The sequence below is a fragment of the Phycisphaerae bacterium genome, assembly GCA_035384605.1.
In the GTDB taxonomy this organism is placed as follows: Bacteria; Planctomycetota; Phycisphaerae; order UBA1845; family PWPN01; genus JAUCQB01.
Genome location: DAOOIV010000051.1, coordinates 1 through 11,074, shown reverse-complemented (window position 1 = coordinate 11,074; position 11,074 = coordinate 1). Strand labels below are relative to the sequence as shown.

The window sequence follows — 11,074 nt, the reverse complement described above, 5'->3', positions numbered from 1 at the left end:
CTCGCCGGACCGGTTCGCAGACCACGTGTCAACACTGGGACCAGCGCGCAGAGACCACCCGGCGCGTTGGAACACCATGCGATAAATATCGGTCTTTGGCTATCGCAGTTGAGGTGATATTGAGACGTTGAGCAAGTCGGTCGGCGAAGCGGAAACCTCACCCAAACCCGCATACACCATGGTATTATCGGCGGTTCCCGTGGCGCCCGACTCGATATCGGACGTTCGGACGGCACAAGCTGGAAGCGAAGCTCTTCCGTCGATCACGACGTTCAAGCACTCCGCAAAACCCCTCGCCGCACAAGCCCGGTCATAACGGTCAACCGCAGCCCAACTCCGGCCGCATTCGAGCCGTCCGGCAAAATGGTCGGCAATAATCCGTTCCATGGCCGCCGCTACCTCCGGACCATCCTCGAAAGCGACTACCGTCGACGCCCCGGCCTCGCGAACGATGCGGGCGGTGTCTCCGTTTGTCGGTACGAGAGCCAGCAAGTGGGTCGGCAACCCCAGCAGTTCGAAGGTCTTTCCCGGAATGCTCGTTTCGCCGTGTTTGCACTGTGGCACGACCACGATGGTGCATGCGGCCCCGGCGGCCAGGCGCACGACGGCCGGGTGGTCCAGGTATCCGGCCAGCGTCAACCAGGGGGGGCTGTGCTGTTGCCATTCCCGCTGCTGTTGGGCGTCGAGCGTTCCGGCAATCACCAGACGCACACGATCCGTCCATTCCGGGTGGCCGGCCAGAACGGCCTGCAAAGGCGTCACGATGCGGCCGATTTCCCGGCGACCATAGAACGCACCCGCGGCAACGAACACAAACAGATCCCGACCCTGGGGCTGCACGTCGAGAGCGACCAGCAGGTCGTCGCGGTCAAATCCGTTGGTGATGCAGCGGATCGAATCAGGCCGACGATCGGCGAAACGCCGCCGGAACTCGTCCGCCAGCGAGGGACACGTGGTGATCACCATCGCAGCATGCTTCATGATCTGCGATTCCAGACGCCGCATGGACTCCGTCTTTCTCCCTGTCGTGAGCGACCGGTCGAAATCGCTGACCAGGGGGTCGCGAACGTCGGCCACCCAGGGTACGCCCGTCCGCCGGGCGATTCGGAGCCCCGCCCAATGCGCGAAATGCGGAGGACCGCTCGAGACGATCACGTCGTAACGGCCCCTGCGATGTTGCCGGACGGCAAAGCGCACGGCCGGTCCAACCCACAGCGATTGCGGGTCGTCAAGCCCGAACCGCTGCAAGAGAGTGGATAGTCGCCAGTGCATGCCGTGTTCGATTCGATCAGACCATCCGGCATGGGGAACGAGCTTCGCCAGCGTTCTCGCCATGCAAGCCGGCTCACGGCCGGAGACCCGATGCACACGGCACCCGTCAGGAACATCGGCAAGAAGCGAATCATCTCGCCACGGAAAGCGACTGTGGCCGGCCGTGAGCACCTCAACATCCCACCCGTAACGAGGCAGGTACTTGGCCAGCTTGGCCGGTCGCTGTGCGGCGCTCCCGCCGATGGGCGGGAAGATGTAGCTGATCAACAGCGCACGACCGCCGCGCGTTTCGGCCGTGATCTCCGGCCGTTGCAGAACCCATTCGGTCCACCGTTGTCGCTGCTCATCAACCGTCATCGAATCGTCCGTTCTTAGCACGCCGTTCCCGCCCACGCCGGCTGTGGCTTGCACGAAGCCGGCGTCTCCATCATCACGAACTGAACCTGGCCCGGTGATACCCCCCGGAAACCTGGGCGAATCCGCTCGAGGTGCCGGATCATGATCTCCGCCGTTGCCAGGGCCATCACCGGCCCGCACTCCAGCGGATCACGCACCGCCTGCTCCCACACTTCCATCAACCGATCTCGACGAACCCAGTTCAGGATCCGGGCGTTTGCGGACGTCAGCACATCTAGACCGCCCGTCGCCCGCCATGTCGCGAACGCCCAGGCTCGCCCCGCGTTACCGCCGGTGCCCCACTTGCGCGTCCACGGATGCCCCAGCCCGGTCCACCAACGGTGCAATCTCTCCTTCTGCCAGCAGTACTCGCGAAGCCAACGATTCCCGCTGACGGGCAAACCACTCGAAGCCGTCCGCTGTACGCGAGCCAGCTTGGGAAACTGCCGCCGTATCACCTCCAGGAAAAGCTGCTTGCCCCGGCGCCATCGCGGCGGCGTCCGCTCGCGCCACGCAAGCACGGCATTGTCGCACGCCGGACAGCGCACCCAGACGCTGTCCCGGAGCATGGCCGTTCCGAGAACGTCAATCCGTCCGCTGCGAGAGGCGGCAACGACGTATTCTGCCTTGCCCAGCGGATCGTCCGTCGGAGCCAGACGCCAGGTCGTGTCGATTCGTTCTTGCCAGCGGCGGTAGCTCCGGTCCGCCGGATCGGGCAGCAACAGACCGTTGATGATCGACGCATCGCCGCCGGCATGCAGCCTGTAGCGAGCCCAGCGGCTTTGATGCGGCACCATATCCTCGACGACGTCTTCGTCCAGAGGCACGTACGCTCCGCCGACCACGCCCTGAAGGTAGCCCTCCAACAGCACGGCTCCGGCGTGTCCGACGAGGTAGCTTCTCATTGTGGCCGCAGGAGCCATGTGGGCAACGTTGTGCAGCCCGTCCGTGGCAAGGATCGCCTGGGTGAGCCGCTCCGGCAGATCCTTCTCCTCAAGCCCAACCCATTCGTGCGTCGCACCCGCCGCCCGTGCCAGCCCTCGGCCATAGCGGACGTCGTCGGAAAACGACCAGCCAACGGTGAAACACAACGGCAGCCGGCCGATCTCCGCGCACATGCCCAGCAACATCCTCGAATCGAGCCCTCCGCTGATCCCCAACAGCAAGGGTGCCCTGCAATCCGCATGACGCCGCATCGTGCCACAGAGAATCGACGTGTACTGCTCGATGGCTTCTTCCCGATCACACTTCTCTGAGTCCGCAAATCGAAAATCCCAGTATCGCTGGGTTCGGCAATGCCCCGGCGACCAGCGCAGCACGTGGCCGCCCTTGAGCCAATTGACGCCTTCAATCAGCGTGTGTTCGTCCGTCATGTTCTCGCAGCGGAGCAGGTCGCAAAAGCCCTCCTCGCTCAGAGTCAGCGGCTCACCTGTCGCTTGCCACACCACACGTGCCGTCGGACCGATCACCAGGCGATCGGCTCGGGCGGCATAGAACACGGGAATCAGCCCGAGCTTGTCATTGAACACGTTCCACTGACGGCGCGACTGCTCGTACCATGCACCGCAGAATGCGCCGTCGATCTCTTCCAGAATGCCGAACCCTTGGGCTTGCAGGCGACGCAGAACGACTTCGGCCACCGCCTCACGCGAGGCTGCCCCCCCGTGGACCCAAGCCACGGGAAGGAGCATCTCACCGGCCCAGAGCAGCACGTCATGACCGTCGCTGTAAGCACAGGACCCTGATGTCGACTCTGCCGAGCACATCGCCACCGTCGCTGCCGCCCAGTTGACCCCGGCGCAAGCCTGGGTTTCAACCGCACTGGCTTCGCGGTTCTCCGACGACGAAGCGCCGAGCGCATCGAGCACTCCGGCCACCAGCGTGCGGGCCTGCCCGACTCGCGGATCACAAACCAGAACAACTCCCGGACTCAATACAGAGTCTCCTCCGCGATACTCCGCGTGCCCTCGTAGCGACCAACCTCCGCATCAGCCGTCGGCCGGCTGTGCACGGGTGCCGCTGACTGCCTGTCCGCCAGTGCATGGGCCGCGCGCACACCGACCCCTGCACCAGTGCGTCATCACTATATCGGTCGTTGGAAAGACCATCTGAGGCTATCGGATCGATAATGCAGAACCGAACGACCCGCGTTGATCGGGAGGACCGACGGGGGCGTCGGCCCCACTTCATGGGTCATTCCCTGCTCGCCGTGTCGATGTCACTATCGGCGAAGGTGACGTGCCAGCGTCGGGGAATACAGAACTCGGCGGCCAGCGGGCTGATCCACAGCGGCAGATCCTGTCGCGACAGGAAGCGGTTGACCCGCAGCGCGTCGCCCAGCACCGAATCAGCACCGGCCAGGCAACTGATTTGCACAACACCCTGTGCTGCCAACCGTGCAACCGCAACGCTCACCAACCATCGCCAGGCATCCGGGCGCTCCCACGGCGCCAGAATATCCACAATGCGACCGTCGATTCGGTGGCCGGAGTCTCGGCAAGTCCGCCAGATGATGTAGCCGGCAGGCCCGGCCGCGTCGCGTGCAATCGTCAAACGGTAATGCCCGGCCGGGTGGGCCATGAATAACCAGCGCAGAGCCTCGGCCGAGCGATCGAAATGGCAGAATGCCCCGTTGAGACTCTGATGCTGCCGCGCCAAAACGGCATCAAGCTCGTGCCAAGGATCAGCAGCCGGCGATTCTCCCGCCAGCGTCACAGACCAGCCCTCCGGAGCGGGCCATCGCACCGGGTGGTAGCGAACGACACGAGCCAACTCCGTGGCGACTCGCCGACCCAGCCCGGCCTCCTCGCAGGTGCCGCCTGCCCGGACATTGAGCTTGAATACCGACAAGCCATCCTGCCGAACCCACTGCAGAGCAGGCAACGCCTGTCGGGTATCCGCCGTACCCTGAATGGTCATCAGGGCTCGGCACGTCTTCTCCGCCTCGCGAAGCAGAAAAATGCCAATGCCACGACTGCGAAGATCCCTGCGAACCACCCAATCCACAAACCATCCTCCGGGCACTCCTGACGCCCCCGGCGAGTCAAGGTGGACGGTCGCGGGCATGATTCCGATGTGGCCGACAATCCTGCCGTCAATCTCGGCGACGATGGACTTGCCGCAGCCGTTCAGGCGCCCGGGCGAATCCCAGAACTTCCATCGCAGCGTGGCGGCGGTGTGAGGCATGCCGCCGTCGGTCAAAAAAGCCGCCACCGCGTTCAGCTCATCGGGTCTGGTCGCTCGAATCTTCATGTGTTCACGTGCTCATGTGCAACACGCGGTCTCGGCGCAGGCCATGGCCGCACCCACCGAATCAGCGCTGCGTTGCGGTTCACGTCGAGCCGGGCTCGTCCGACACGCGCAAACAAGATCGTAGTACTCGCGCGCCGTCACCGGCCGAACGCCGTTCTCGTTCACCAGGAAATCGAGCACCCCTGACAGTCGATCCAGAAACGCGTCCCTCGCCTCGCGATCGGGCACATAGGGCGTGCCGTCGATGCCGATGTTCGAGCTGTGAAACGTGAGATGAAACAGTTCGGTGCCCCGCCGTAACAACGCCCGGCAAAGACGGATCATATCGTGCAGGCCCGTCATTTCGGGGTTGAGCCGGATCAACCGGAGCAATCGCAGCCGGTGCAGAAGACCGACGAGACGCAAATGCCGCAATCGCGTTCTCCCGAGACGGCGATACAACCGACGTGCGGTCTCGAAATCTGGACTGCCGAACCCGGCGCTGATCGGCACGCAGAGCAGTCGGCCGCTGGGTTCCGGTTCGAGCATGCTCTCATTGCCCAGCCAATACGGCGCCAGCGGAGCATCAAAGTAGTCGGGACCGCCAAACGGAGTGTGCGATACGAACGGGCACACGCTGGTCTCGACGCGATAGCCCAGCTCAAGAAGAAAAGGTGTGTGCGCGGCACTGCTGCCGTAGCGCCCCGATCGGTAAGCGATCGGTTGAACGCCGAAACGCTCGCGGATCTGCCGCGTCAAGGTGATCAGCTTCGCTCGCACCAGAGCCGGAGCCAGCATGCACGGCATCGAGTGAGCATCGTCGGCAGGCAATCCCGCGAGGGGCTCGGTCACCCACGGGTGCAGGTGGCCGCCGACGTCGCAACGGCCTTCTTCCAGGAAACGCTCCAGGTGCCCGCTGCCGACGCGATCCATGATCACCGGTGTGGTCACCTGATACGTCGGCCGCACACCAAATCGGTCGAAAACTCCCTGTAACCGAGGCAACTCGGCCAGGTGTCCAAGGGACCACGCGCGCGTTGGATAGTGCCCCCTGAAAAGGCCTTCCTCCTCCGTATCAATGTTGACCATCAACCTGGCCATGGTCCTATCTCGTGGACGCGACCGGCTCGGCCTTCAAGTCGTCAACCGAGGCTTTGCGCCGGCAACGTCGTTGTGCCGCAACCTCCCCAAGCAAATCGAGCCATTGTCTGCCCACGCGGCCCGCGTCGTGACGCTGCCGCGCAAGAGCTTGAGCTGCCCGTCCCAAACGAATGCGTTCGTCCCGGTCCACCGCCAGGCGATCCAGCGCGTCAGCCATCCCGGCAATGTCGCCCACTGCCACACAGACGCCGGCTTGACCATTGTCGATCAGTTCGGGCAAGCCCCCGGCGTCCGACACGACTACCGCCCTGCCGGCTGCCATCGCCTCCAGCACCGTGTTGCTCGACGACTCCCGCCGCGAGCACACCGACACAATATCCATCTCAGCATACGCCGCCGCCGCATCCGACGTACTCCGTCGGAATTCCACGCGATCGGCGATACCCAGGTCGGCGGCAAGCTTCGCCAGCGATTCACGCAGCGGCCCGTCGCCGTAGAACAGCAGTCGAGCCTTCTGCCGATGTCGCATCGCCGCAAACGCGCGGATCAACACGTCAATCCGCTTCTCGTCCGCCAGGCGACCCAAATAGCCGATGACCACACAGTCCTGAAACCGACGCCGGGCAACGACGCCGTCGACCGGCGGCGCGGCGTTCACGATGACGCAGCCCTTACTTCGCGGATATCCGTAGATGCCCTCGTATTCCCGCCGGACGAACTCACTGTTGTAGACGATCCGGCTCGCCAGGGCCGCGGCGACTCGGGTCTTGAGAACCTGGCGACGGTTGTGCAGGCCAAGCCCGGGCAACAATCGAAAAAGATGACGCCCCGCAGGAATGAAGTCCCGGATCCAGGGCATCGTCCGATGCGTCATCACCACCGGCGTGCCGGCCAGCACGGCCCCGACGACCGACGAGCGGAACGGCGTATTGGACGATTGGACAAACAACCCGACGTCGGGCCGATGCTCGCGAAACCACCCACGCCGGGAAAGAATCGTCCGCAAATGATACCGCCGGTCGCCGCAAAGGTCCGCGTCGACCCAGTCGACGCGGTCTACGTCAAGCGAGCCACGAACGCCGGCGAAAACATTCTCGCCCGACAATGCAACGGTGACTCGCCAGCCCGCCTTACATGCGGTTTCGACAAGAAAACGCGAGAACGTCTGCATGCCCCCGATGCAAATTGGGTTCGCCGTGACCAGCGCCAGGTGCGGCGGTCCGCATCCCATGGACTCCATCTTCATCTCAGGAGACCTCCCCGACCACCGGCCGCAGCGTGCCTGTCAACCGATCCCACCATCGCAACACTGTCATCGGAACGTATCGTCGCTTCCAGAGTCGCCGAATCCGCGGATCGTGCGGCGCAATCGTCACCGCAAGCCGAAGAAGACGCTGATAGTCGGCCGACTCACGCCGCCAATATGAATCCAGCACCGTCCGCAAGACCGGTTCGATCATGTACTTCTGAACCGACTCGGCCGGAAGCGCCGCAAACGCCTCCGGGCAGCGCCGCCGGAAGTAATCTTGCGCCAGCCAGTGAACGTAGGCCATATGCGCCCGGCGCCGGGTGATGTTCGTCGCATGCTGGTTCATGATATACAACGGCTCGGGGACATAGACGAAGTCGCAGCAAGTGGAGGCTACGAGCGACATGCCGAAATCCTCCGTGCCGAACAGATCCGCCTGATAGTTGCCCAGTTCGAGAATCACGGAGCGCCGTAGCATCGTCGACGCCCCGCAGACCGGATTACGCTCGAAAATGACCTGCGTGCATCGCCCGACGGCCGCCTCCGCACCTTGCCGCTGGTACGATGGGCGGCTGCCATCCACCCAGCGGGCGAGCGAGCCCGTATGAACCAGCGTGTGAGGGTCGCTGTCTTCCAGCACCGCAAGCTGCTTCTCATGCTTCGTCGGATCAACCGTATCATCGGCGTCGACAAAGGCGATGTACTCGCCGCGAGCCTCGCTGACCGCCAGCCGCCGCGCCGCACCCGGCCCTCGCGACGGGTTTCTGAGCACGCGCACCCGAGGATCGATCGCCGCTGCAACCGCCGCGCTTCGGTCAGTGCTGCCGTCATCAACAACCAGCACTTCGATCGGCGGCACCGTCTGAAACAAGACACTCTCGATGGCGGCGGGAAGCGTCTTCTCAGCGTTCAGGCACGGAATAACGACGGTAACCGGTGCAGCGGACAGGCTCACGCCGGCACCCCCGCGGCCTCGCTGGTTGCCGCGATCGGCTGCTCGCATCCCGATTCATTGCCCCCGGCAACAATCTGCCACTCGCGCGGCTGATGCACCGGTCCGTCGGTCGCGCCGTCGGACACGACGTTGATCCGGTACGCGCGATCGTGCCAGTCGTGCTCGGGCAGCCCTTTCCGGTCGGCCAGTGCCACTCCGATCTGATACACGCCCTCCCCGAGCGCCAACCACGGCAGGCGAACCGCTACCGTGCCGGCTCCCACACATCGCCCCAGGCGAAGGCCGTCACGCAGCGATTCGAATTGATAGAAAAGCCCCGCACCGAACATATGAACCGAAATCACGACGTTAGGCTCCATAATCCCGCCGGTGACAGGATCGATGAAATAGTCAATTTCCAGGCGCACAGGCTGACCGGACGTGAACGTCCGGGCCGGTTGACCGCTTCCGTCAAGGATGCGAACGGCCGTAATCCGGGCCCCGCTGTCGATTCGACCGCGACCGCCGATATGAGAATGCTCGATGCCGGTAGGATTGGCGTCCTCCATGTCGCTCACCAGGCGGCTGTATTCGGCGATGGCCGCGTCGGGCGATCCTTCAAGCCGCACCCGGCCGTGGTCCAGCAACACCACCCGGTCGCAAAACCGCTTGATCTGGGCGAGGTTGTGCGACACGAACAGCACCGACGTTCCCCGTCGAAGAAAACCACGCATCGCGTCCATGCACTTGGCCTTGAACTGCACGTCCCCCACCGAAAGAACCTCGTCCACCAGCAGCACGTCGGGTTCCATCTGCGCGGCGATCGAGAAACCCAGGCGGACGTACATGCCCGAGGAGTAACGCTTGACCGGCATGTCGAGGAACTCGCCGATCCCCGAGAATTCAACAATCTGATCGAACTTGCGACGGATTTCGTCGTTCCGCATGCCGAGGATCGCGCCGTTGACGAAGATGTTCTCGCGCCCGCTCAAATCGCCGTGAAAACCGGCACCGACCTCGATCAAACCGCTGAGCCGACCGTTGACGCTGACCCGCCCTCGGTCCGGCCTTAGAACCCGTGACAGAATCTTCAGCAACGTGCTCTTGCCCGCACCGTTCGGACCGATGATGCCGACGGCTTCACCGCGGTGCACCGTCAGAGCAACGTCCTGCAAAGCCCAGAAGACGTCCCGCGCCCCGGCACCGCGACCACGCAACCGGTGCAAAACGCGAAGCGCGGATTCCCACAACAACCCGTCGGCCCCGCCCTTGCGAAACCGTTTCCACAAGCCTTCGATCTCGATCGCAACGTTCCGTGTTTGACTCATACCTGCTTCGCACCTGCCTCCCCGCGGCGATTCACGTGTCTTGCCGACGGTCGAACCTTCGGGTCAGCGGGCCTGCGCTCCCACCTCCGCTCCCTGCGGCACGCTCGCGATCCCGAACACATTTCGACAGGCAACCGACTTCCCCCTGAACAGACGTCTCGTCCAACCGGCCTTGAGACAGCCCTCATCCTTGAAGCCGGGGTGGGCGTTGACCGCAAAAGTGTGAACCTGCTCCAGCCCGGCTTGCTTGAGCAGCCTGCGCAGATGAACGTGGTCCATGCAATTAATGTGTCCAGGCTCGTGCCGATAGAAACGCGTGTGCTCCGTGCGCAAGCGACGAAGCGGCCAACGATCCAGCCATCGCACGTACGCGGTGAACAACCGGTCCGGCATCCAGGCCAGCGGTACCAGCATGGCGAGCATCTTCTTGCGACCCGGGTCGAACCAGTAGTAGTATCGGCACGGCGAGGTCTGAATGACGATGGTTCCGCCCGGCCGCATCACCCCCTTCAGTCCGCCAAGTACCTCCAGAATGGACTCGTCGTCCAAGTGCTCAAAGATATCGCACGCCACCACCGCATCAAAAAAAGACGACTCAAAGTGCTTCTCAAGCCGCCGGATGTCTCCGACCAGCAGGTGAACTCGCTGCGAGAGCCCAAGCGAATCGGCCACCTCGCGGCCCCGCTCGATCATGCAGTCCAACACGTCGATCCCCCACGCCTGGTGGCCTTCGAGAGCAAACTCCATCGCTCCCGACCCGATGCCGCATCCGATATCCAGAATCCTCAGCGGCCGGCTGTCATCAATGAAACGCTTGATCCAATCGTAGGTGCCGGTCCAGTAGTTCTCCTTGCCCTCGAGCCGCTCGGCGAACGGCCGCAGCATGTTCTCGACAAAAGGCATCTTCTCGGCCAGGATCTCATACCCCTCCCGATAGTGGCCCGACCGCAGCAGCGCAATCATCTGCGCCGACCAGCTCAGCGGCCGCGCCGGATCGATGAAATCGTCGATATTAACGGTCGAGGCCCCAACCTCGCGTTCTACCATCGCTGGTGGCATGTCTTCCAGCTCCGTTTGCGTTCGGCGCAGGCTCGGCGCGGCCTGCCTTCCCGGCAGCACACGCCCACTACACTGCTGATCCTGTCTTTGTCGGATGTTCCAAGGTCCGAGATAAGCCGGCCCTATAAGTGCTCTTCGCCTGGAGGCTGCCAACGAAGTCATTATCGGGCGTAGTGATCGCGGTCCTCCGTGCCGCCGCAAAAAGCACCGAGTGCCATTCCCACGACTTTGCGCGGGCATGCGCCTTTGAAGCAGGCAGGGCAAGTCCGCCGGGTGCCATGCCCACGGCTCTGCGTGGGCATGCGCCTCCAAATGAATCCGCTCGGCCCGGAATCCTTTCCGGGCCGCATCCCCCGCGGAATCCTTTCCGCTCGGCCCGGAATCCTTTCCGGGCCGTACACGCTGCGGAATCCTTTCCGCTCGGCCCGGAATCCTTTCCGGGCCGCATTCCCCGCGGAATCCTTTCCGCATTCGGCATCCATGACGATAACAATCCTCCACCGA

At 63.6% G+C, this 11,074-nt stretch carries 8 protein-coding genes; all 8 read right to left on the bottom strand.

Translation table 11 applies throughout. The features are described from left to right. Positions 1-99: 99 nt before the first annotated feature. The 8 genes from PLL20_12445 to PLL20_12410 all read right to left on the bottom strand — a co-directional run bounded on the left by PLL20_12445 (position 100) and on the right by PLL20_12410 (position 10,570). Complete coding sequence (locus PLL20_12445; GenBank protein ID HPD30800.1) at positions 100-1,683, bottom strand: glycosyltransferase; 1,584 nt, start codon at positions 1,681-1,683, stop codon at positions 100-102. Further along, positions 1,644-3,602, bottom strand: a complete 1,959-nt coding sequence (locus tag PLL20_12440; GenBank protein ID HPD30799.1) for an asparagine synthase-related protein — start codon at positions 3,600-3,602, stop codon at positions 1,644-1,646. The genes PLL20_12445 and PLL20_12440 overlap by 40 nt, the downstream gene beginning before the upstream one ends. Positions 3,603-3,861: 259 nt before the next feature. Then, positions 3,862-4,920 carry a GNAT family N-acetyltransferase gene (locus PLL20_12435; GenBank protein ID HPD30798.1) on the bottom strand — a complete coding sequence of 353 codons (1,059 nt, stop codon included), beginning with the start codon at positions 4,918-4,920 and terminating at the stop codon, positions 3,862-3,864. Positions 4,921-4,932: 12 nt separating this feature from the next. Beyond that, positions 4,933-6,000: a hypothetical protein gene (locus PLL20_12430; protein ID HPD30797.1), complete on the bottom strand. Its 1,068-nt coding sequence runs from the start codon at positions 5,998-6,000 to the stop codon at positions 4,933-4,935. 4 nt (positions 6,001-6,004) lie between these two features. Next, on the bottom strand, positions 6,005-7,246 hold the full coding sequence (locus PLL20_12425) for a glycosyltransferase family 4 protein (protein HPD30796.1): 1,242 nt from the start codon (positions 7,244-7,246) through the stop codon (positions 6,005-6,007). 1 nt (position 7,247) lies between these two features. Further along, positions 7,248-8,204, bottom strand: a complete 957-nt coding sequence (locus PLL20_12420) for a glycosyltransferase family 2 protein (protein HPD30795.1) — start codon at positions 8,202-8,204, stop codon at positions 7,248-7,250. Next, complete coding sequence (locus PLL20_12415; protein ID HPD30794.1) at positions 8,201-9,511, bottom strand: ABC transporter ATP-binding protein; 1,311 nt, start codon at positions 9,509-9,511, stop codon at positions 8,201-8,203. The genes PLL20_12420 and PLL20_12415 overlap by 4 nt, the downstream gene beginning before the upstream one ends. Before the next feature lie 63 nt (positions 9,512-9,574). Further along, entirely contained in the window at positions 9,575-10,570 is a 996-nt protein-coding gene (locus PLL20_12410) for a class I SAM-dependent methyltransferase (protein HPD30793.1), read from the bottom strand. Positions 10,571-11,074 lie beyond the last annotated feature (504 nt).

What these genes read in the sequence shown, in the direction of transcription:
- PLL20_12410 (HPD30793.1), bottom strand. Translation starts at nt 10,570, where the DNA reads ATGCCACCAGCGATGGTAGAACGCGAGGTTGGGGCCTCGACCGTTAAT.
- PLL20_12435 (HPD30798.1), bottom strand. Translation starts at nt 4,920, where the DNA reads ATGAAGATTCGAGCGACCAGACCCGATGAGCTGAACGCGGTGGCGGCT.
- PLL20_12430 (HPD30797.1), bottom strand. Translation starts at nt 6,000, where the DNA reads ATGGCCAGGTTGATGGTCAACATTGATACGGAGGAGGAAGGCCTTTTC.
- PLL20_12415 (HPD30794.1), bottom strand. Translation starts at nt 9,511, where the DNA reads ATGAGTCAAACACGGAACGTTGCGATCGAGATCGAAGGCTTGTGGAAA.
- PLL20_12425 (HPD30796.1), bottom strand. Translation starts at nt 7,246, where the DNA reads ATGAAGATGGAGTCCATGGGATGCGGACCGCCGCACCTGGCGCTGGTC.